We start from the raw sequence: 20,603 nt of genomic DNA, 5'->3' as shown, positions 1-20,603 counted from the left end.
TTTTGGCTGATTTGCGTTGTGTGGGCGTCGTCTTGGTAGTGCCGGCCGCTGGCCGGCGCCTCGCGATGACGGGTTCATGGGGTTGCCGGCCAGCGGCCGGCACTACCGGCACCACCGACCAACGGTCGGTGGCTACCGCGATGGACGGTTGGCGGTGCCCGCGTTGGTCAGAACTCCGCAGCGACCGTCATGAACAGCTGACGCGGCGCACTGGCGTGGATCGCATAGCGGGTACCCGTCGGATCGGTGGGGGCGAACGAACTGAGCTGGCCGGCGTAGCGCTTGTTGGTCAGGTTGGTCGCGTTGAGCGACACCTTGATATCGCGCAGGCCCATGCCCGGCCCGAACGAATAGCCCATGCCCGCATCGAACGTCGTCACCCCGGGCACCGACTGGTCATTCGTGTAGGTGTAGTAACGCTTGCCTGTGTACTTCGCGCGCAGGCTGGCGAAGAAACCATCGCGGTTCCAGCTGATCTCACTGGAGGCCATGCGCTCGGGCGTGTCCACCGTGATCTTGCCGGCCACCGGCACGATCGCACCGCCCGAGGTGTAGTTGTCCTCGTAGGTGGTCTTGTTCCACGAGAGCGCGTTGTACCACTGCAGGCCGTCCATCGGCTTGAGGATGAAGGTCAGTTCCGCACCGCGGCTCTTCACCGAACCCACGTTGATGAAGCGCGTGATGCACTCCGGGCGCGTGCCGACTTCAATACTGGTGCAGGGATTGAGCGAGAGCAGGCGGTTGTCGAAGGTCACGTGATAGGCCGCGATGGAGGCCTGGTACTTTTCGCCGAAGGTGCGGAAGCCGGCTTCCAGCGTCTTGGACTTCTCTGGTTCCAGCCCGGCGCTGGCCGCGAAGGATTCCGGCGAGACCTGCAGCGGGCCGCCGCTGCCGCCACCGACGAAGGCGGCGATGTTCTCCGAGTACGAGGCGAACACTTCCTGGTTCGGGCTCAGCTTGAAGCCGATGCCGGCCTGCGGCAGTACCGATTCCTTGGCGGTCAGCGTGCCGGAGGCGTAGCTGGCTTCCGTGCCCGGCTTCGCGTTGGCCGTCATGCGGGTGTTCGGGCTCTTGATGCCCACATCCACGGTCAGGCGGTCGTCCAGGAAGCGCATGCGGTCCTGCACGTAGAACTGGCGCGTGCGGATGTCGAAGTCCTGATCGAACAGGCGGCGGTCGGGGTGGTTGAGGTAGCCGTCATCCAGGAACGGACCGGTGATGTAGTAGAAATTGCGCTCGACGTTGTGGTCGTTGCGCTCATACCACAGCCCTGCTTCCAGCGAATGGATGCCCCACTGCCAGCTCAGCGCGGCGGTGATGCCCTGGCGGTTGATGGTGTAGTTGGTGCTGCGGATGGAGATCGGCAACATCTCCGGGGTGCCGGGGTTGGACGGCTGGCCCGGTGCCCACCAGTGGCCCTGGCCACGGTTCTCATGGTGGTAGCCAAGCAGCTTCAGGCGGGCGCTGTCGCCCAGCGCGAGGTCGGCATCCAGCGAGTACAGGTTGTCGTCGCGCAGCGCGCGGCTCTGGTAGTACGCGTCATCGATGCTGTTGACGCCACCGGTGAACGCACACTTCTGCGCGTTGTAGGTGCCCGGTGCGCAGTAGGCAGCGGCAACGGCGCGATCCCAGTCCGGTGCGTAGATGTTCCAGTCCCAGCCGAGGCCACGTGCGAGCATGCTCTTGGACAGGTAGGCGTAGTTGGCCTGGCTCACGCGCGAGGTGGCAGCGAAGGCACCGAAGCGGTTGTCACCCACGTTCCAGACCGCCTTGGCGTTGAACTGGCGGGTGGTCTGGTTCTGGTTCGGTTCGGCCCACATGTCCGAATCCTGATGCACGCCGGACACATAAGCCGAGAAGCCATTGATGTCGCCGGTGTCCACGCGCAGGTAGCCGCGGCGCTGGTTGTCATCGCCGACGGTGACGCTGGCCTTGCCGCCGAACTCGGTGGACGGGTCCTGCGAGAAGTACTGGATGGTGCCGCCGAGGTTGCTGGTCGAGGCGACGCCCAGCGATCCGATGCCCTGCGACAGTTCCGCACCGGCGAGATTCTCGGCGATCAGCGCACGGGCGATGCTCAGGCCGTTGTAGTTGCCGTAGCTGTTGTCGCCCAGCGGAATGCCATCCAGCGTGTAGCCCAGGCGGCTCTTGTCGAAGCCGCGCAGGCTGATCGTCTGCGATTCTTCGTTGGCGCCGAAGGCATCGTTGGACTGTACCGAGACGCCCGGCAGGCGATCGAGGATCTTCTGGCCGCTGGTGCCCGGCGGCAGTACTTCCTTGTCCACGGCCGTGATGCGCTGCACCTGGCGGGTCTCGCCCTGGCCGATCACCGAAACGGTGTCCAGGGTCTGCGCACTGAGCGCGACGTTGGCAGCGGCGGTGGCGTCTACATCGGCAGCGTTGGCGTTGGCATGGGCGGCGCACAGCGCGAGCGCCACCGCGATCGTCAGGGGTCGGGTAAGCATGGTCGTCCGTTACATGGGGGAAGATGACCTGCGCAATGCAGGTGCATGACCAGCATGCGAGCGGAAGATGAAAGGATGTTTACGGTTCAGCGCATCGCAGATGAATTGCGATGCAGTGCTCATTGACGCACTGGGTGCCTGTGGAAGGCGCGCGAGCTTGCCGGCCAGCGGCCGGCACTACTCGGGGGCGAGCTGATCCATGCGGATGCGATTGGCGAACAAGGAGAACGCAAGCATGCCGGCCAATCCGTTCGCGCGACTGACCCAATGCGGCAACCAGCGCGGCGGGCGCAGGATGCCCTCTTCGAACAGCGGTGCGAAGGCGATCGCATCGGTCAGCGACATCTTGCCGGCAAACAGCCAGCGGCAGACCTGCAGGCGGTCTTCGGCCAGCATGTGGCGGAAGAAGGTGTGCACCGAGACCAGCCCGCGCAGGTACACCGTGTCCTTGGTGAAGGCCGCGCCCCCGCTCGGGGGCACGCCGCGGAACACGCGCTGGGCGGAGGCGAAGCTCTCTTCGTTGTTCTGGCCGGCCTCGCAGAAGTAGCGGAACACCTGGATGAAATCGGCTCCTTCGCGCGCCATGGCAATGGCTTCGGTGCGCAGGCTGATGCGCTTGAGGCGCTCGATGTCGATGCTGCCGGTGATCTGCTCGGCAAAGGTCGCCAGTCCTTCCTGGGTCGCGGTGACCCGCGGCGAGGACAGCGCCAGGCTGGGCAGGTGCGGCTGCTCGCGGCCGTTGAGCGCGGTCAAGGAATGCACCAGCGCCTCGTGATGGAACAACTGCGCACGGTCGTAGGCGCTGAAACGCGCACTGGTGCGCAGGCGGATCCGGTTCGGGCCGGCGGCCGCTTTGGAGATCAGGTCCGGATCGAGCTGGACGCTGATGATCCGCGATTCGAAGAAGGCATCCAGATCACTCTGCAACTGCAGTTGCAGCGCGGTGGCCGAGACCGGCACCTGTTCTTCGGGCGCAAGCAGCTCGTGGTCCAGTTCCTGCGCGATCTGGATGAAGTGGCGGGCGGCGTCGCGGGTGCTGGGGCCGTTGCCGGGCAGCGGTTGCTCGGGCGCGCCGAACAGTTCCACCGAGTAACGATCCACCTCGGCGGTGCCCAGCGATTCCAGCAGGCCGGCAGCCTGGTCCCAGCTGTGCGCCGAGCGCTGCACGTACAGGCCGATGGGATGGTCGGGATCGCATTGCGCGCTGATCGCGGCCAGCCGGTGGCGGGTATCGGTGAAATCGAGCTTGGGGTAGTCGACCTGCGGGAGCACCGGCTGCCCGCGGGCGACGCTGGCCAGGAACGGCGCCTGCAGCGCGGCCGGCCAGCTGGTCAGCCCCAGCAGTTTGATCCCGCCCACCGCCTCGACCAGTTGGGCATCGAGCGCGGTGTGGTGGGCGACGTCACGATCCACGGTCATTGGCGTGTCCATGGACGGACAGTAGCAAAAGCTATCGTCGGCCGCCCTTTCCGCCCGGCCGCCACTGCGCGCCCTTGCCCACGTGCTTGCGCTCGATGGCCTGCTGCGCCTGGCGCACGGCCAGCTTGGCCGCGGCGGCAGCCACTTCTTCTTTCAGCTTGAAGTAGTTGAGCAGGCGCTCTTCATCCAGCGTGCCGTCATCGATGGCCGCGCGGATCGCACAGCCCGGCTCACGCTGGTGGGCGCAGTCGCGGAAACGGCATTGCGCCGACAGGGCTTCCACGTCGGAGAAGCCGCCTTCGCTCAGGGCCTCTTCACCGGTCGGCTTCAGCTCGCGCATGCCAGGGGTGTCGATCAGGCAGGCGCCGGCCGGCAGCGGAATCAGTGCGCGGTGGGTGGTGGTGTGGCGGCCGCGCGAGTCGTTGACGCGCACATCGGCGGTCTTCATGCGCTCGTGGCCGAGCAGCGTATTGGTCAGGGTCGACTTGCCAGCACCGGAGGAGCCGACCAGTACCACGGTCTGGCCAGCGGCGAGCCACGGCAACAGGGCCGAGGCGCTGGCCGGGTCTTTGCCGTTGATCGCCAGCAGCGGAATATTCTGCGCTGCCAGTTCTTCCAGCACGTCCAGGGCGTCCTGGCTGTACTCGGTCTGGTCGGCCTTGGTCAGCACCACCACCGGCTGTGCACCGCCCCCGCCGACCAGCAGCAGGTAGCGCTCGATCCGGCGCGGATTGAAGTCCGCATCCAGCCCGCAGACGATGAACACCGTATCGATGTTGGCCGCGATCACCTGCTGGTGGTAATGCTCGCCGGCCGCGCCGCGCTTGATCGCGGTGCGCCGCGGCAGCAGGGCCACGATCTTGATGCCCTCCAGCAGCACCCAGTCGCCTACCGCCGCGCGCTCGTGGCTGGGGAAGCGTGGGCGCTGCCATTCCGGCGGGGATTCGGTCTTGATCGCCGCTTCGGGCGCATCGGAGACGATGTAGCCGGTGCGATGCTGCTCGATCACCCGGCCCGGGCGCGCCTGCGGGAACTGCTCGAACAGGGCCTGCCAGTCCGGCAGCTCCGGGCCGCCCGGCCAGGGCCAGCCAATGGTCTGCAGGGCAAGGTAATCAGTGGGTTCGCTCATCGTGCCCATTCTAATGGGTGTGGCGACCAGGCGTTGCCGCGGCGGAGCGGCGCAGGCGTGGACGGGTGGAAATCCTTTCATCTGCAACTGCCTTGCAGGGCTGGGCGTTGGGCCGGAAACGCTTGCCCTGCAACGCAACAATTCCGCTAACATGCGGTTTCCATGCCTGAATGACGGCCCGTTCATGTCCACGCCCCCGCTGAAGCCGCTCGCCACCCGCGAGCGCCTGTCCGAAGTCCGCTACGAGATCCGGGGCGAACTGGCGCGACGAGCGCGGGAGCTGGAGGCCCAGGGCCGCAAGCTGATCAAGCTCAACATCGGCAACCCGGGCAACTTCGGGTTCCGCGCGCCTGAGCACCTGCAGCGCGCGATCGCCGATGACATGGGCCGCACCGACCCGTACACCCACCAGCAGGGCCTGCCGGAGGCGCGCGAAGCCATCGCCGCCGCCTACGCCCGTCGCGGCGCACCCGATGCGCACCCGGATCGGGTGTTCATCGGCAATGGCGTCAGCGAGCTGATCGACCTGTCGCTGCGCGCCCTGCTCAACCCGGGCGACGAAGTGCTGGTGCCCTCGCCGGATTACCCGCTGTGGTCGGCCGCGACCATCCTCAACGATGGCCGCCCGGTGTATTACCGCTGCGCACCGGAGAACGGCTTCCAGCCCGACCCGGTCGAGATCGAGGCGCTGGTGTCCTCGCGCACCCGCGCGATCGTGCTGATCAACCCGAACAATCCCAGCGGCGCCAGCTACTCGCGCGATCTGCTGGAGCGCATCGTGGCCATCGCCGCCAAGCACAACCTGCTGTTGATGGTCGATGAGATCTACGACCAGATCCTGTATGACGACGCGCAGTTCCATGCCGTCGCGCCGCTGGCCGGCGAGCACCCTTGCATCACCTTCAGCGGCTTGAGCAAGGTGCATCGCGCCTGCGGCTGGCGCGTGGGCTGGGCGATGCTGTCCGGCGCGGCCGAGCGGCTGGGCGAGTTCCGTGCGGCGATGGACCTGCTCAGCGCGCTGCGCCTGTGCGCCAACGTGCCGGGCCAGTACGCCATCGATGCCGCGGTCAACGGGCCGGACACCATCTCGCCGCTGTGCGCGCCGGGTGGCCGTCTGTATGAAACCCGCCGCGCGGTGATCGAAGCCTGCAACGCCAGCGAGCATCTGTCGCTGGTGGCCCCGGCCGGCGCGCTGTACGCGTTCCCGGCGGTGGTCGGTGCGGCGGCACGCAGCTTCGACGACCATGATTTCGCGCTGGAACTGATGAACGAAGAAGGCGTACTGGTGGTCCCGGGCTCGAGCTTCAACGTGCCTTACCGCCACCACTTCCGCGTGACCCTGCTGCCCGAGCCGGAGGTGATGCGCGATGTGTTCGCGCGCATCGACCGCGCCCTGGCACGCCGTGCCGAGGCCAACACCAAGGTGGTCCCGCTCAAGCCGCGCAGCGCGGTGGCCTGATGGGCCGGCCGTACCTGGCGCTGGGCGATTCCTACACGATCGGCGAAGGCGTCGAGCCGTCCGGGCGCTGGCCGACGCAGTTGGCCGCCGCCCTGCGCGATATCGGCGTGGACGTGGACGATCCAACGATCATTGCCACCACCGGCTGGACCACCGACGAGCTTGAGGCCGGCATCGATGCCGACGCACCGCAGGGTCCGTTCGCGCTGGTAAGCCTGCTGATCGGGGTCAATGATCAATACCGTGGCCGCAGCGTGGACGAGTACCGCCCGCGCTTCACCGCGCTGTTGCAGCGCGCGCTCGCCTTCGCCGGCGAGCGTGCACCGCGCGTGCTGGTGCTCTCGATCCCGGACTGGGGCGTGACACCCTATGCCGTGGCATCCGGCCGCGACCGCGTGCAGGTCGGGCAGGAACTGGATGCCTACAACGCTGCCGCTGCGGCCATCTGCGCCGAACATGACGTGGCCTTTGTCGACATCACCGACCTGAGCCGCCAGCTGGGCGGCGAGCGCGTCATGCTGGCCGAGGATGGTCTGCATCCGTCCGCCGCGATGTACACGCTGTGGCACCAGCGCGCCTTCGAAGTCACGCGCGTGCTGTGGGCGGAGCCGACCCGCTGAGCGAGGCCACGCTGCCGCTGGCCAGGGAGCAGGCCCGCCGGATCGCCACGGCGTTCCTGCCGCCGCAGCGGTTCGGCAATCGCCGCGATTATTACTACAGCCGCGGCAAGCTCGGCAGTGATCCGCTGTATCCCGGCGTGCTCGCGGCGTTGAACGATGCGCCTGTGGCGCCGTTGCTGGATATCGGCTGCGGCCTGGGGCTGCTGGCGCACGTGCTGCGCCAGCAGGGCAGTGCACTTGCGTATCACGGTGTGGACATCGACGCTGGCAAGGTCGCCCGCGCCGAGCAGGCCGGTGCCCGGGCCGCGCTGCCGGATGCACGGTTCACCTGCATGGACGCCAGCGCGGCCCTGCCCCCCCACCTCGGCAACGTCGCGTTGCTCGACGTGCTGCAGTACCTGCCCGCGCCCGCGCAGACTCAACTGCTGCACGATGCCGCCGCGCGCGTGGCACCCGGGGCGCGGCTGGTGATCCGCACCACGTTGGCTGACCACAGTGGCCGCGACCGGACCACGCGGATCACCGACATGCTCGCGCACCTGGTGGGCTGGATGGGCACGCGTCCACGCCACTATCCCGATGCCGGGAGCCTGCGCACTCCGTTGGAAACCGCCGGGCTGCAGCTGCGGATGACACCGCTGTACGGCAATACCCCGTTCAACAACTGGCTGATCGTCGGCGATCGTCCGCTCGCTGCGTAGTCGCCGTGGCTCGCGCCGCGGGCCGCACACGCGCATACTCCCGCCCCCCTTCCGGCAAGGAGCCGCCCATGCCCCGACAGACCCGACATTCCGCGCTTGGCATCGCCGCGCTGATCGTCAGCGCCTGTGGCCTGGTGATGCTGCTGCTGAGCATGCATTACGCGCATGCGCCCGAACACGCGGCCATGCGCGAGCTGCCGTGGTCGCTGGCGGCGCTGCTCGGCAGCAGTGTCGGCCTGGCCATCCTGGCCCTGCTGCTCGGCCTGGGCAGCGTGCTGCAGCCGCGCCGGCGCCGCCTGTTCGGCATCATCGCGCTGCTGGTGACGCTGGGTCTGCTGATCGCACAGCTGTCGCTTGGCGGTTGGATCCGCGACCAGTGGCACGCCTCGCATCCGCCAACAGACGCCGCGGCCGCGCAGCCCCTCGCCCCCTGATTCCTCCGTTTCACCGCATCGACAAGGAGCCCTGATGCACACCCCTCATTCCGGCATGGGTATTGCCGCGTTCATTACCGCCCTGTGCGGTGCCGTGTTGATGCTGGGCCTGATCGTCATCGCCGGCATCATCGAGACCACCACGCCCGGCGGCATGGAGGAGACCTCGATGTCGGCGATCCTGGTCGGCCTCGGCTTGATGTGCACGGCCCTGATGCAGCTGGTGGCCTTTGGCCTGAGCGTTGCCGGTGCAGTGCAGGCAGACCGCCGCCGCGTGTTCGCGATCCTCGGCCTGGTGATCTCGATCGGCAGCATCCTCGGTGTGGTGCTGCTGATGATCATCGGCTCCCTGAGCTGATCCCCGCACTCCCGCCGGCGTAGCCCTCGGCCTCAGTCCGGCAGCCCGGCGTGCAGGCCACGTGCCTGCACCGCCTGCAGCACCGCCTCGATGATGGCCAGGTTGTGGCCATGTGCGGCGCCCTCGTGCAGCAGCACGATGCTGCCCGGCGCCAGATCACGGGTGATCCGTTCGACCACCTGATCGGGCGTGCACTCCACCCCGTCGAAACCGCGCGCGCTCCAGCCCACCCGGGTCAGCTGCCACTGCTTCAACGCGGGGGCCACGAATGGATTGGTCATCCCGACCACCGAGCGGTACCAGCGCGGTGGCGTGCCGGCGATCGCGGTGAGGGCCTGCTGGCATTGCGCGATCTCCGCGGCCATGGCCTGTCGCCCCAGCCGCCAGAAACGCGTCTGCGGGTGGCGGTGGCTGTGGTTGCCCAGGCTGTGCCCCCGGGCCAGCATCGCGCGGACCAGGTCCGGCTGCGCCTGCGCGCGTTCACCAACCAGGAAAAAGGTCGCCCTGGCCTCGTAGCGGTCCAGCAGATCGAGCACCGCCGGGGTTTCCGCCGACGGGCCATCATCGATGGTCAGCCAGACCTTGCGGGCATCCCCGGGCAGGCGGCTGAGCACGGGGGCGTAGAAGCGGCTGTTGGGGAGGAAGACCGGCACCATGAACAGGGCATGCGTGGCCACCATCAGCGGCAGGCCGTAGCGCCAGCCCCAGGCGGCCCAGACCAGCACCACCAGCAGCTGCGACAGCACCAGCCACGGCAGCCAGCGCCAGGGGCGGCGGGGAATGCGATACAACGTTTCCGGTACGGTCATGCCCCATGATGCCATGCCGCGTAGAATAGACGGTTCGCATATCCGGACCCTGACCGTCATGTCCCTTGATCCCGCCCTGCGCTCGCGCATCGAATCCATTCTCAACGCCAACCGCGTCGTGCTGTTCATGAAGGGTCAGCCGAGCATGCCGCAGTGCGGTTTCTCGGCCAAAGCCGTCGGCGCCCTGCAGGACCTCGGGGTGGAGTTCGACCACGTCAACGTGCTCGCCGACGCCGACATCCGCGAAGGCATCAAAGCCTATGGCGAGTGGCCGACCATTCCGCAGCTGTACATCGACGGCGAGCTGATCGGTGGCAGCGACATCATCCTGCAGATGGCCGGCAACGGTGAGCTGAGCAGTGTGCTCGGCCTTGCCGCCCCCGACCGCACCCCGCCGCGCATCACCGTGACCCCGGCCGCCGTGGAAATGCTGCGTGGCGCGCTGGCCGATTCCCCGGGTGCCTCGCTGCAGCTGGGCATCGACGCGCGCTTCCAGCCGAACTTCCAGCTCGCCCCGCACGACGACAACGCGATCGCCGCCGAGTCCAACGGCCTGCGCGTGCAGTTCGATCTGGCCAGCGCCCGCCGCGCCGAAGGCATCACCATCGACTGGGTCGACGACATCCGCGGCAAGGGCCTGGCGATCGACAACCCGAACGCGCCCAAGGCCGTTCAGGAACTGAGCGTGCGCGACGCTGATGACCAGCTCCGCGCCGGCAGCATCACCGTGGTCGACGTGCGTCCGGCCGACGAGCGTGCGATCGCGGCGATCAACGCCCCGTTCGAAACCTTCGACGGTGACAACCGCGCCCGCCTGGAAGCCCTGCCCAAGGACACCGCGCTGGCCTTCCTGTGCCACCACGGTGGCCGCAGCGCGCAGGCCGCCGAGCAGTTCCGTGCCCTGGGCTTCACCAAGGTGTCCAACATCACCGGCGGTATCGACGCCTGGTCGAACGAGGTGGACAACGGCGTGCCGAAGTACTGATCTTCAGCACGTTGCGGGTAAGAAAAACGCCGGCATTGCCGGCGTTTTTTTGTTCGTGGCGCCGGTGGCGTCCTTCCACCGGTCAACCCGCAAACCCACCCTCGGCCAGATAATCCAGCTCTTCCGGCGTCGGCATCCTCCCCAGCACCGCATTGCGGTGCGGGAAGCGCCCGAAGCGGCGGATGATGTCGCGGTGCAGTTCGGCGAACTGCAGGTATTCCTTGTCGCCCAGCGCATCGAACATCGCCACCGAACGCTCCTGGTCCTGCGGATCCTCGGAGTGCTCGAACGGGAGGTAGATGAAGGCCCGCAGTTTGGGCACCAGTTGCAGATCCAGGCCCTCCTCCACCGCACGCATGGCGTAATGCCGCGCCAGGCCATCGGTGGCGTAGGCGTGCGCCGTATCGCGGAAGCAATTGCGCGGGAACTGGTCGAGCAGGATCATCAGCGCCAGCGCGCCTTCTGCGCTGCTCAACCAATGCTCGCGCGCGCGGCGGGCGGCGGCAAAATGTTCTTCCTGGAATTGATGGCGAAACCGCGCATCGAACGCGTCATCGCGCGCGAACCACTGCTGCGGTCCGGCGTCGCGCCAGAACTCCACTACTTGTGCCGCCACGTCCATTCACTACCCCTGTGGATGGCACGCCCCAAGACGTCCATCCGTTCCATTGCCGTTACTCGTCAAAACGCAGGTGGCGGACCGACTTGCCGTTGCGCCGTATCAGCTTAAGCGCCTCGATACCGATCTGGATATGGTTCTCGACGAACTGTGAGCTGACCTTGGCGTCGGAGACCTCGGTCTTCACGCCGTCGGGAATCATCGGCTGGTCGGACACCAACAGCAAGGCCCCGATCGGGATGTGGTTCGCAAAACCGGCCGCGAACAGGGTCGCCGTCTCCATGTCGATGGCCATGCAGCGCATCACCCGCAGCTTTTCCTTGAAGGCCTCGTCGTGCTCCCAGACCCGGCGGTTGGTGGTGTAGACGGTGCCGGTCCAGTAGTCGTGGCCGAGGTCGCGGACCATGGTCGAGACCGCGCGCTGCAGGGCAAAAGCCGGCAGGGCCGGGACTTCCGGCGGCAGGTAGTCGCTGGAGGTGCCCTCGCCGCGGATCGCGGCGATCGGCAGGATCAGATCCCCCAGCTGGTTCTTGCGCTTGAGCCCACCGCACTTGCCCAGGAACAGCACCGCCTTGGGCATGACCGCCGACAGCAGGTCCATGATGATGGCCGCGTTCGGGCTGCCCATGCCGAAGTTGATCAGGGTGATGTCGTCGCTGGTGACGCAGGCCATGGGCCGGTCCGCGCCTTGGATGGGGGCACCGGTCAGCTGGGAAAAGGTGTGCAGGTAGCCACCGAAGTTGGTCAGCAGGATGTGCTGGCCAAACTGCTCCAACGGCACGCCGGTGTAACGCGGCAGCCAGTTTTCGACGATGTCCTGTTTGGTTTTCATGGGGCTGTTCCGACAAACGACAGGCGACAATTCTGCGAGACCGGCCGCGCGGCGTCGAGCGTGGCCGCTTACTCCCGGTGGTCGATCCCATCGGCCCTGCCCTTGAGGACAAGGGAGACCAGCGAAAGGAGGGCAGCCGGTATGGCCAGCAGCAGGACGAGGGCCGTTGGCGCACCGAACGCCCAGAGCGAGGCGGCAAAGGCGATGGACGATATGCCGACAAACGGAAAGGCGTACTGGATCTGTTTGATCACCAGGTAGCTGGCGGTGGCCGTCAGCAGGGAGAGTGCTGCGAGGAGGATGCGCGCTTCTTTGGGCAGCGCGCTGGGCGACTGCTCGAAGAATCCAGCCACCAGCATGAGGCCGGACGCGAACGCCAGCAGGACAAGCAACCGGTGGTAATGCGTGGCGTGCTTGCGATCGAAGCCTTCGGTAACGTTCATCGACACTTCCTTGTGAATGCAGAGTGGCACGGACGGCCCCCGCCTGTCTGACCCTCCCACGCTGGATGATCACGGCGCAAGTGGCGATCGCGACCTCACGGCAGCCGCAAGAAAAAGGCGGCCAATGGCCGCCTTTTCCCGTTTACCAGTACCGCTGGATCAGAACTGCACGGACCAGCGCGCGGTGACGCTGCGGTCGCGGGCGTCGTCACCGAAGGTGCCGTTGTAGCCCAGCTCCAGCTGGTTGCGCGGGCTCAACCAGGCCGACAGGCCCAGCTCGGCGACCACGGCGTTGTCGGCAATCGCCGCACCGCTGACCGCGAAGCTGCTGCCGCCGGTCCAGGCCAGATCGGCGACCTGGCTGCGGTCGCCGGAGGCACGGCGGTAACCGACGCCACCGCGCACGTGCAGCCAGCTTTCCTGCTGCCACGAGGTCTTCAGGCCCTTGTCGAACCGAACGCCGGCGGTCGCCACGTTGGTGCGGGTGTCGGCGACCTGGCCGTGCAGTGCCGCAGCACCGCCCTGCTCGGTGATGCCGTCCACGTCCACCTCAACGCGCGCGAACTGCAGGTACGGCTCCAGGCCACCTTCGCGACCACCGAAGCGGTATGCGCCCTCGATGAAGCCCTGGCGGGTGGTGGCGTCGTACGTGGCCGACAGCGCGTCCTGGTAGCCGGCAAACGTCAGCTGACGCTTGCTGTCCACGTCATGGCGGGAATAACCCAGACCGGCGCGCAGACCGAACGCCCCCCACTGATTGCCCACGTAGGCACCGAAGTGGGTGTTGTCGATCTCCGACCGGGCGCCGCGACCCGCGGCCTGCTTGATGTCGGTCCGGCCGGTACCAACCAGCCCACCGACCTGCCAACCGCCGCCGAACACATGATCGGCACCGACCAGCAGACCATTGCTGTTGGAATCGGTGCGCGCGGCATTGGCATCGCCGTCGAGCTTGCCGCTGCCACCGATCGCCTGCACCCACGCGCCGCCACCGGCCGCCTCATCCGCGGCCCCCGGCGAACGCACACCCACGGCACGGCTCAGCGCCGCATCACGCAGGTAACGGCTGCTTTCCACCAGCGCCATCGGCGTGGCGGCGTGGAGTTCACCACTCAGCGCGTCCAGTGCCGCACCGACCTGGGCCGGGAACAGCTGGGTCAGCGGCTTGGGCAGGCCCTGGTTGATGGCCAGGCCATCGGCGCTGGTGGCCACGGCGATCTGGTTCGGCGTGACCGCAGTGCTGGCCAGCGCGTTGCCGCGGGCGACGTCGATGCGCAGCCCATTGGCGCTGTAGCCCAGGCTGAACTTCAGGAACGGCGAGAAGGCCGAGAAGTCGGTCGTGGCGAACTGACCGTTGATGCCACCGGCGGCCTGCAGGAAGTTGAACTGCTCACCGAGGTAGTACACGCCGGCTTCCGGCAGTGCCTTCAGGGTGCCATCCAGCGTGGCCGTACCGGTGACGCGCAGCAGATCGCTGCGGCTGCCCGGGGCCAGCTCGGCCTGGTAGATGCCGCTGGCGGTCTGCACGTAGTCGCCGTTGATGGTCAGCGTGCCGATCGAGTTGCCCGGGGCGATGATGCCTTCCACGCGGGTACTGCCCAGCGTGCCGACGCCCTTCAGCGTGCCCTTGGCGCCGACCACGGTCGAGCCGCCCTGCTGCACGCCGTTGAACGACACCACGCCGCCGGTCACGTTCAGCGCCGAGCCATCCAGCACACCCGTGCTGGTGATCAGGCTGGTACCGCCAAGGCTGTTGAGCGTGGTGGAGACCAGGCTGCCGTTGAGCAGGAACTGGCCGCCCTGTACATCGACCGAAGCGGTCAGTGCATTCGCACCGTCCAGTTCCAGCACGCCGTCGCGCACGATGGCGCCGTTGAAGCTGTTGTCACCGCTCAGGCGCAGCCAGCCGATACCGGACTTGGTCAGCTTGCCCGGGCCGCCGATGTCATTGGTCCAGTCGTCCCACGCATCGCCTTCCCACACCTTCAGGCCACCGGCTTTCTGGTTCATGACCACGTCGGTGTCCACGCGCAGCAGGCCGTAGCCTTCGATGGCGGTCTTCAGATCGACCATGCCCCAGCCGTAGATCGCATCGACGCCGGGCGCGCCCAGGTCGCGTGCCGTGGTCAACAACACATCGCGCACCTGTGCGTTGTCGAGGTACGGGAAGCGCTCCATCAGCAGACCGAGCGCACCGGTGATGTGCGGTGCCGCCATCGATGTGCCGGTCTTGTAGCCGTAGGTGTACTCAGGGCTTTCGCTTTCGATGAGAAAACGCAGGTAATCCTCGGTCAGCTCCATGCGACCGTTGATCTCGCCGGCCACGATCGTGCTGGCGATGTTGGTACCCGGCGCGGACAGGCACCAGTTGGCCGAAGCACCACAGATGCTGGAACTGGCATCAATGACGTAGTCCGTCTCACCTGCGGTGGGGAGACGGACATTTGCGACGGCCAGCCAGTACGGCTCGATCTCCGGGTTCCAGCGCGGCAATGCCGCCGTGATGCCAGCCATGCCGCCAGCAGAGTTGCCTGCCGACCACACCTGGATCAGCTTGGAACCCGGTGCACCCTCCGTTTCACCATAGATGCTGCCGTAGACGCCGTAGTCCGCGCCGATCGCAGCGTACTGCGCATCCAGGCTCTCCACCGTGGCATGGCGGGTCGAGATGCCCCAGCTGTGATTGAGCGCGCGCACGCCCTGCGCGTCTGCCTGGGCATACATGTCCAGTGTGGCGGCATCGTCCGGATCCGTGCGATACAACGCGCGCGGCCGGTAGAAGTTGTCAGGATCCAGGCGCCACTCGTAATACGTGTCGCCAAAGACGCGGGCAGCGGTCAGGTTGGCGCCAAAGGCCACGCCATGCATCCCGTTGCCATCGCGGTTGGCGCCGACGGTGCCCAACACGTGCGTGCCATGGTCGGCGTAGCTGAAGCCGTACGGCTGGCCTGCCGCGATCAGGCGATCAGCAAGCGCAGGCGGCACACCCGGCCCCAGACCGTAGTAGTTATACCCGGGCTGGTCGCCCCGGGTGCTGCCGCAGGCACCTTCGCCCGCCACGATGCTCGGGTCGGCGCAGCCGCCGTTGCCGATGGAGATGCTGGACGTGTTGCGTCCGGCGAATTCGTCGTGGGCAAGGGCAGAGCCCGAATCGAACACGCCCAGGCGCACACCCTGACCGGTAAGGCCGCGCGCATACGCGTAATCAGCCCCCATCGCGGCCAGACCCCAGTCGGCATTGAACTCATCGCTGTGCCAGCTTTCCACATCACCCGGCTTGCCGAGGATGGGGTTGGCCGCCTCGGCGCTGACGCGCGGGCTGGTGAGGTAACCGGCTTGGCCAATGGAGGCGGTGGGCGCGGCAAACGCCGCCGCCAGCGGGACGCTCTGCAGATCACGGCCGAATGCGGCGGACTGCTCGGCGCGCTGCTGCTGATAACGCTGCAGGGCATCGCTGGTAGGAGTGGCCAGCGCCGGAACGGCGCTGGCGGCAAGCAGGGTGCCGATGATGGCCGAGGCCAGCAGGGACGGCGAAGGGCGACGGAACGTCGCTCGGGACAGTGAATTCACGGTCATGTACTGAGAACTTCCTTGATCTGGTTCGAGTGTTGGAATCTGGAACTGGATGCACTGCGACTCTCTTGCGACGGGCGCGCATCGGTCCTCGTCGCCGCTTTGAGCCTACCCGAAAAATTCATGAAAAGTTCACAATTGTTTCTCATATCAGTGCTAGGTCTCATTTGCTAAAACTATGCAGAAGGTCACTTGGCAAACGACCCGCGTCCCGGATAGCGTCGAAGAATTGTGTCCATGCGGCTTGGGGAGAACCATGCAGAAGTTGTTGAGCGTCGGCGTTGGCCTGGCGTTGATGTCGATCGTGTCCGCGCCGGCGCCCGCCGCGTCGCGCTTCCTCCAGGATCCCTACCCCAGTACCTATGCGCCGATCGCCTCGGCCCCGGTGTTGATCAGCAATGCCACCGTGCTCACCGGCACCGGCGTGCGCCTGGACAACGCCGATGTGCTGCTGCGCGACGGCCGCATCGCGGCGGTGGGTACCGGCCTCACAGCCCCCGCCGATGCGGTGCGTGTCGACGGCCAGGGCAAGTGGGTCACCCCCGGCATCATCGATGTGCACTCGCACCTGGGCGTGTATCCCAGCCCGGGCGTGAGTGCGCACAGCGACGGCAACGAGATGACCGCACCGGTCACCGCCAATGTCTGGGCCGAGCACTCGGTGTGGCCGCAGGATCCCGGCTTTGCTGCGGCACTGGCCGGCGGCGTGACCTCGATGCAGGTACTGCCCGGCTCGGCCAACCTGGTCGGCGGCCGCGGCGTGACCTTGAAGAACGTACCCGCGACGACCTATCAGTCGATGAAGTTCCCCGGCGCACCGTGGGGCCTGAAGATGGCCTGTGGCGAGAACCCCAAGCGCGTCTACGGCGGCAAGGGCACGGCGCCGGGCACGCGCATGGGCAATGTCGCCGGTTACCGCGCGGCCTTCATCGATGCCAGCGAATACATCGCCAAGAACACCCCGAAACAGCCGAAAAAGAAGCGCTGGTTCAGCGGTGACGACAAGGGCGACAGTGCCGGCGACAGTGGCGGCAAGCGCGATCTTAAGCTGGATACGCTGGCCGGCGCCATCCAGGGCGACATCCGCGTGCACATCCACTGCTACCGCGCCGATGAGATGGCCACGATGCTGGATCTCTCCAAGGAGTTCGGCTTCAAGATCGCCGCCTTCCATCATGCGGTGGAGGCCTACAAGCTGGCCGACCGGCTCGCCGAGGAAGGCGTGTGCGGTGCGCTGTGGGCCGACTGGTGGGGCTTCAAGATGGAAGCCTTCGATGGCATCCAGGAGAACATCGCCCTGGTCGACCGCCCCGCCAACAGCTGCGCGATCGTGCACTCCGATTCGCCCGAGGGCATCCAGCGCTTGAACCAGGAGGCGGCCAAGGTGATCGCCAACGCACGTCGTGCCGGCATCGAGATCGCCCCGGAGCGGGCCATGATGTGGCTGACCTCCAACGCAGCGCGCTCGCTCGGCGTGGAGACGCAGACCGGCAGCCTGGAGGCCGGCAAGATGGGCGATGTGGTGGTGTGGAACGGCAGTCCTTTCAGCTCCTATGCGCTGGCCGAGAAAGTCTACGTGGATGGCCACCAGGTCTATGACCGCCAGGACGTGAGGCGGCAGCCGCTGTCGGACTTCATGCTCGGCCAGGAGGCACGCCCATGAGCCGCCGCGTCCCGATGCGCCTGCTGCCACGCGCACTGCTGTTGCTTGCGGGTACCTGCGTGGCGACATCCGTGTTCGCGCAGGATCTGCTGATCCGCAATGCCACCGTGCATACCGCCGCCGCGCGCGGCAGCCTGGAGCACAGCGATGTGCTGATCCAGGGCGGTGTGATCCGCGCCGTCGGTCCCGGCCTGTCCGCACCGCCCGGTGTAGCGGTGGTCGAGGCCGCGGGCAAGCCGCTCACCCCGGCGCTGTTCGGCGGCATCACCGACATCGGTATCGAAGAGGTGTCCAGCGAATCGGCCACGGTCGACAGCGCGCTCAAGCTGGAAGACCAGCCGCTGCGTCCGGAATTCGATGTCACCCTGGCCTTCAATCCGGATTCGGTGCTGATCCCGGTCGCGCGGCTGGATGGCATCGGCTTCACGCTGCTCGGGGCGAACACCGGCGGCGGCTTCATCGCCGGCCAGGGCGGCGTGATGCGGCTGGACGGCAGCGCTGACCCGGTCGGCCCGCAGGCGCTGTTCATCCGCCTCGGCGCGTCCGGTGCGGAGCTGACCGGCACCTCGCGTGCCGCCCAGTGGATGCTGCTGGAACAGATGGTCAGCGAGGCACGTGGGCGCGTGCCGGCGGACTCTCCGCATGCGCTGCTGACACCGGCCGGGCGCGCCACGCTGGGGCGCTACCTCGCCGGCCAGGGCCGGATCGTGGTGCAGGTCGACCGCGCGGCCGATATCCGCCAGCTGCTGCGCTGGGCCGCCCGTGAGAAGGTCAAGATCGCCATCGCCGGCGGTGCCGAGGCGTGGCGCCTGGCCCCGCAGCTGGCCCAGGCCGGCGTGCCGGTGTTCGTGGATGGGCTGGGCAACCTGCCGAGCAGCTTCGATCAGCTCGGCGCGACCCTGCAGAACGCCGCGCGCCTGAAGGCGGCCGGCGTGCCGGTCAGCTTCGCCCAGCGCGACGATGCCTCGCACAACGCGCGCAAGATGCGCCAGCTGGCCGGCAATGCCGTCGCCAACGGGTTGCCCTGGGATGATGGCTTGGCGGGCCTGACCCGGGTGCCGGCCCAGGCGCTGGGCGTCGGCGACCGGCTTGGCACCATCGAGCCGGGCAAGCTGGCCGATCTGGTGCTGTGGGAAGGCGATCCGCTGGATGTCGGGCATTACGCCGAGCAGGTCTGGCTGGGCGGTCGCGCGATGCCGATGCGGTCGCGCCAGACCGAGCTGCGCGACCGCTACCAGGCGCCGGCGTCGAGCGAACCGCGCGCATACTCGCGCTGAGTCCCTGCACAGGGCCGCTGCCTGCGGCGGCCCTGCGTTCGGCGGCACTGCCGTCCCGCAACGTGAGCATCCGATCATGGCCCTGCGCTGGTATTTCGATTTCGTCTCACCGTTCGCCTACCTGCACTGGCAGCAGCTCAAGGCCCTGCCGCAGTTCAAGAGCATTGTGCCGGTGCCGATCGCCTTCGGCGCGGTGCTGCACCACCTGGGCAATCTGGGCCCGGCGGAGATTCCGGCCAAGCGGGTGTTCACCTATCGCCAGGCGCTGTGGCAGGCCCGCAGCGCCGGGGTGACACTGCGTTTTCCAGCGGGCCACCCATTCAATCCGCTGGCCGCCCTGCGCCTGTGCCTGGCCGCCGGGGCCACTCACGAGACGGTCGACCTCCTGTTCAACTGGATCTGGCGCGACGGCCACGCCGGTGACAGTGCGGCCGCGCTCGCCCTGCCCGGCGCGATGCTGGACATCGCCAACGTTGCCGCGGCGATCAGCGAGCCGTCGGTCAAGGAAGCGCTACGCCGCAATACGGATGCCGCCTTGGCGGCCGGCGTGTTCGGCGTCCCGACGCTGGCGATCGGCAGCGAACTGTTCTGGGGCAACGATGCCCACCCGCTGATGCAGGCGGTGCTGGCCGATCCGCGCCTGCTTGAGCAGGGGGAGTGGGCCCGGATCAACGATCTGCCGGTGGCGGTGGAACGCAGCCGCTGAGCCCGGGCCGGCTCCCCGGTCAGGCAAGGCGAGCCGTTTTGAGATAGCGTTCACGTTTCCGAACCTACAACCTGCCGGAGGGGCACAGGATGCGCATCGGAATCGTGGTCGACTCTGCGTGCGATCTGCCGCAGGATTTCATTGAACAACACAACATCGTGCTGCTGCCGATCACCGTCCGCATTGGCGAGGCCGTGCTGGCGGACCATCGCGACGAACAGGCGACACTGAGCTTTCTGCATGCCCATGTGGCCGAGCACGGCGCCGAGGCGGAAACCATTCCGTTCAGCGTCAACCAGATCCGGGACCTGTTCCTGGGCAAGCTGGTGATCGACTACGACCATGTCTTCTGCATGACGATCACCAAGACCCGCAGCCCGATCCACGACAACGCGATGCAGGCGAGCTTCGCGATCCTCAACGACTACAAGCCGGTACGGCAGGCGGCAGGGTTCAACTCACCGTTCGCGCTGCGCGTGCTCGATACCCAGAACCTGTTCGCCGCACAGGGCGTGACCGCGGTGGAAGCGGTGCGCCTGCGCGACAGTGGCGCGAGCGTGCAGCAGATCCGCGAGCGGCTGGAGCTGCTGGCCAACAACGTGCACGGCTACATGATCACCCGCGATCTGTACTACATGCGCGCCCGTGCACGCCATAAGGGCGACCGCAGCGTGGGCCTGATCAGCGCCGCGCTGGGCAGCGCGCTGGACATCAAGCCGGTGCTGCATGGCTACCGCGGCGAGACCGGGCCGGTGGCCAAGATCAAGGGCTTCGACAATGCGGTGAAGAAGCTGTTCGATTTCGTCGGCCAGCGGGTCAAGGGCGGCCTGATGACGCCAACCGTGTGCATCAGCTACGGCGGCGAGCTGGCCGACCTGCAGGCCCTGCCCGGCTACGCCATGTTGCGTGAGACCTGCCAGGCGCATGGCGTGGATGTGTTCGAGGCGGTGATGAGCCTGACCGGCATGGTCAACGTGGGCAAGGGCGCGGTGACGATCGGGTTTGCCGACGGCCCCCACACCTTCAACGGCTGACCGCACTGGTCAGCATCGCCGCGGCCATGCCACGATCCGGGCACGGCCGCGGGTTCTGCACGCGGATTGCACCGCGT

General features: G+C 67.3%; 18 protein-coding genes. 10 read left to right on the top strand and 8 right to left on the bottom strand.

The genetic code is table 11. The features are described from left to right. Nucleotides 1-167 precede the first annotated feature (167 nt). The 3 genes from ABE546_RS15065 to rsgA all read right to left on the bottom strand — a co-directional run bounded on the left by ABE546_RS15065 (nucleotide 168) and on the right by rsgA (nucleotide 5,022). Entirely contained in the window at nucleotides 168-2,465 is a 2,298-nt protein-coding gene (locus ABE546_RS15065; RefSeq protein WP_313219626.1) for a TonB-dependent receptor, read from the bottom strand. 177 nt (nucleotides 2,466-2,642) lie between these two features. Further along, nucleotides 2,643-3,896, bottom strand: a complete 1,254-nt coding sequence (locus tag ABE546_RS15060) for a flavohemoglobin expression-modulating QEGLA motif protein (RefSeq protein WP_259259171.1) — start codon at nucleotides 3,894-3,896, stop codon at nucleotides 2,643-2,645. A gap of 19 nt (nucleotides 3,897-3,915) precedes the next feature. Then, a complete protein-coding gene (gene rsgA / locus ABE546_RS15055; RefSeq protein WP_265308967.1) occupies nucleotides 3,916-5,022 on the bottom strand; it encodes a ribosome small subunit-dependent GTPase A in 1,107 nt (368 codons plus the stop codon). Between the two features lie 175 nt (nucleotides 5,023-5,197). Between rsgA and ABE546_RS15050 the strand changes: the two genes are divergently transcribed. From ABE546_RS15050 to ABE546_RS15030, 5 genes are all read left to right on the top strand, one after another. Continuing rightward, nucleotides 5,198-6,472: a pyridoxal phosphate-dependent aminotransferase gene (locus tag ABE546_RS15050; RefSeq protein ID WP_313209132.1), complete on the top strand. Its 1,275-nt coding sequence runs from the start codon at nucleotides 5,198-5,200 to the stop codon at nucleotides 6,470-6,472. Continuing rightward, entirely contained in the window at nucleotides 6,472-7,092 is a 621-nt protein-coding gene (locus tag ABE546_RS15045; protein WP_313219625.1) for a GDSL-type esterase/lipase family protein, read from the top strand. Before ABE546_RS15050 ends, ABE546_RS15045 begins: the two co-directional genes overlap by 1 nt. Nucleotides 7,093-7,109: 17 nt before the next feature. Continuing rightward, nucleotides 7,110-7,793: a class I SAM-dependent methyltransferase gene (locus tag ABE546_RS15040; protein WP_313209196.1), complete on the top strand. Its 684-nt coding sequence runs from the start codon at nucleotides 7,110-7,112 to the stop codon at nucleotides 7,791-7,793. A 68-nt stretch (nucleotides 7,794-7,861) separates the two neighbouring features. Beyond that, nucleotides 7,862-8,227 (top strand): hypothetical protein, encoded by a 366-nt coding sequence (locus ABE546_RS15035; protein ID WP_313219624.1) that lies wholly within the window; start codon nucleotides 7,862-7,864, stop codon nucleotides 8,225-8,227. A 34-nt stretch (nucleotides 8,228-8,261) separates the two neighbouring features. Beyond that, nucleotides 8,262-8,585: a hypothetical protein gene (locus tag ABE546_RS15030; protein WP_313219623.1), complete on the top strand. Its 324-nt coding sequence runs from the start codon at nucleotides 8,262-8,264 to the stop codon at nucleotides 8,583-8,585. Nucleotides 8,586-8,617: 32 nt separating this feature from the next. On the opposite strand, the gene ABE546_RS15025 is transcribed toward ABE546_RS15030, so the two are convergent. Next, nucleotides 8,618-9,394: a polysaccharide deacetylase family protein gene (locus ABE546_RS15025; RefSeq protein WP_313219622.1), complete on the bottom strand. Its 777-nt coding sequence runs from the start codon at nucleotides 9,392-9,394 to the stop codon at nucleotides 8,618-8,620. A 58-nt stretch (nucleotides 9,395-9,452) separates the two neighbouring features. Between ABE546_RS15025 and grxD the strand changes: the two genes are divergently transcribed. Next, a complete protein-coding gene (grxD, locus tag ABE546_RS15020) occupies nucleotides 9,453-10,379 on the top strand; it encodes a Grx4 family monothiol glutaredoxin (protein WP_121039705.1) in 927 nt (308 codons plus the stop codon). Between the two features lie 82 nt (nucleotides 10,380-10,461). Here grxD and ABE546_RS15015 read toward each other — a convergent pair whose 3' ends face one another. The 4 genes from ABE546_RS15015 to ABE546_RS15000 form a co-directional block, all read right to left on the bottom strand. Next, nucleotides 10,462-11,001 carry a DUF924 family protein gene (locus ABE546_RS15015; RefSeq protein ID WP_313209127.1) on the bottom strand — a complete coding sequence of 180 codons (540 nt, stop codon included), beginning with the start codon at nucleotides 10,999-11,001 and terminating at the stop codon, nucleotides 10,462-10,464. Nucleotides 11,002-11,053: 52 nt separating this feature from the next. Next, complete coding sequence (locus ABE546_RS15010; protein WP_346464309.1) at nucleotides 11,054-11,830, bottom strand: AMP nucleosidase; 777 nt, start codon at nucleotides 11,828-11,830, stop codon at nucleotides 11,054-11,056. A 68-nt stretch (nucleotides 11,831-11,898) separates the two neighbouring features. Continuing rightward, entirely contained in the window at nucleotides 11,899-12,273 is a 375-nt protein-coding gene (locus ABE546_RS15005) for a hypothetical protein (protein ID WP_313219621.1), read from the bottom strand. A 159-nt stretch (nucleotides 12,274-12,432) separates the two neighbouring features. Continuing rightward, nucleotides 12,433-15,849 carry an autotransporter domain-containing protein gene (locus ABE546_RS15000; RefSeq protein ID WP_346464307.1) on the bottom strand — a complete coding sequence of 1,139 codons (3,417 nt, stop codon included), beginning with the start codon at nucleotides 15,847-15,849 and terminating at the stop codon, nucleotides 12,433-12,435. Between the two features lie 253 nt (nucleotides 15,850-16,102). Here ABE546_RS15000 and ABE546_RS14995 point away from each other — a divergent pair, with 253 nt between their 5' ends. The 4 genes from ABE546_RS14995 (at nucleotide 16,103) to ABE546_RS14980 (ending at nucleotide 20,526) form a co-directional block, all read left to right on the top strand. After that, complete coding sequence (locus ABE546_RS14995; RefSeq protein ID WP_070425916.1) at nucleotides 16,103-17,509, top strand: amidohydrolase; 1,407 nt, start codon at nucleotides 16,103-16,105, stop codon at nucleotides 17,507-17,509. A 14-nt stretch (nucleotides 17,510-17,523) separates the two neighbouring features. After that, the gene (locus tag ABE546_RS14990) at nucleotides 17,524-18,786 is read left to right on the top strand and encodes an amidohydrolase family protein (RefSeq protein ID WP_346464315.1); all 1,263 of its coding nucleotides are present in this window, start codon (nucleotides 17,524-17,526) and stop codon (nucleotides 18,784-18,786) included. A gap of 73 nt (nucleotides 18,787-18,859) precedes the next feature. Next, nucleotides 18,860-19,492 (top strand): DsbA family protein, encoded by a 633-nt coding sequence (locus tag ABE546_RS14985; RefSeq protein WP_346464314.1) that lies wholly within the window; start codon nucleotides 18,860-18,862, stop codon nucleotides 19,490-19,492. 89 nt (nucleotides 19,493-19,581) lie between these two features. Continuing rightward, a complete protein-coding gene (locus ABE546_RS14980; protein ID WP_313219619.1) occupies nucleotides 19,582-20,526 on the top strand; it encodes a DegV family protein in 945 nt (314 codons plus the stop codon). The last annotated feature ends 77 nt before the right edge of the window (nucleotides 20,527-20,603 follow it).

Source organism: Stenotrophomonas sp. TWI377, assembly GCF_039674525.1.
GTDB lineage: Bacteria > Pseudomonadota > Gammaproteobacteria > Xanthomonadales > Xanthomonadaceae > Stenotrophomonas.
Note: the sequence above shows the minus strand (reverse complement) of the source record. Positions and strands in the feature narration are given on the sequence as shown.

What these genes read in the sequence shown, in the direction of transcription:
- ABE546_RS15030 (WP_313219623.1), top strand. Translation starts at nt 8,262, where the DNA reads ATGCACACCCCTCATTCCGGCATGGGTATTGCCGCGTTCATTACCGCC.
- ABE546_RS15000 (WP_346464307.1), bottom strand. Translation starts at nt 15,849, where the DNA reads ATGACCGTGAATTCACTGTCCCGAGCGACGTTCCGTCGCCCTTCGCCG.
- ABE546_RS14990 (WP_346464315.1), top strand. Translation starts at nt 17,524, where the DNA reads ATGCGCCTGCTGCCACGCGCACTGCTGTTGCTTGCGGGTACCTGCGTG.
- ABE546_RS15005 (WP_313219621.1), bottom strand. Translation starts at nt 12,273, where the DNA reads ATGAACGTTACCGAAGGCTTCGATCGCAAGCACGCCACGCATTACCAC.
- ABE546_RS15010 (WP_346464309.1), bottom strand. Translation starts at nt 11,830, where the DNA reads ATGAAAACCAAACAGGACATCGTCGAAAACTGGCTGCCGCGTTACACC.
- ABE546_RS14995 (WP_070425916.1), top strand. Translation starts at nt 16,103, where the DNA reads ATGCAGAAGTTGTTGAGCGTCGGCGTTGGCCTGGCGTTGATGTCGATC.
- ABE546_RS14980 (WP_313219619.1), top strand. Translation starts at nt 19,582, where the DNA reads ATGCGCATCGGAATCGTGGTCGACTCTGCGTGCGATCTGCCGCAGGAT.
- ABE546_RS15035 (WP_313219624.1), top strand. Translation starts at nt 7,862, where the DNA reads ATGCCCCGACAGACCCGACATTCCGCGCTTGGCATCGCCGCGCTGATC.
- grxD (WP_121039705.1), top strand. Translation starts at nt 9,453, where the DNA reads ATGTCCCTTGATCCCGCCCTGCGCTCGCGCATCGAATCCATTCTCAAC.
- ABE546_RS15060 (WP_259259171.1), bottom strand. Translation starts at nt 3,896, where the DNA reads ATGGACACGCCAATGACCGTGGATCGTGACGTCGCCCACCACACCGCG.
- ABE546_RS15065 (WP_313219626.1), bottom strand. Translation starts at nt 2,465, where the DNA reads ATGCTTACCCGACCCCTGACGATCGCGGTGGCGCTCGCGCTGTGCGCC.
- ABE546_RS15045 (WP_313219625.1), top strand. Translation starts at nt 6,472, where the DNA reads ATGGGCCGGCCGTACCTGGCGCTGGGCGATTCCTACACGATCGGCGAA.
- ABE546_RS15015 (WP_313209127.1), bottom strand. Translation starts at nt 11,001, where the DNA reads ATGGACGTGGCGGCACAAGTAGTGGAGTTCTGGCGCGACGCCGGACCG.
- rsgA (WP_265308967.1), bottom strand. Translation starts at nt 5,022, where the DNA reads ATGGGCACGATGAGCGAACCCACTGATTACCTTGCCCTGCAGACCATT.
- ABE546_RS15025 (WP_313219622.1), bottom strand. Translation starts at nt 9,394, where the DNA reads ATGACCGTACCGGAAACGTTGTATCGCATTCCCCGCCGCCCCTGGCGC.
- ABE546_RS15050 (WP_313209132.1), top strand. Translation starts at nt 5,198, where the DNA reads ATGTCCACGCCCCCGCTGAAGCCGCTCGCCACCCGCGAGCGCCTGTCC.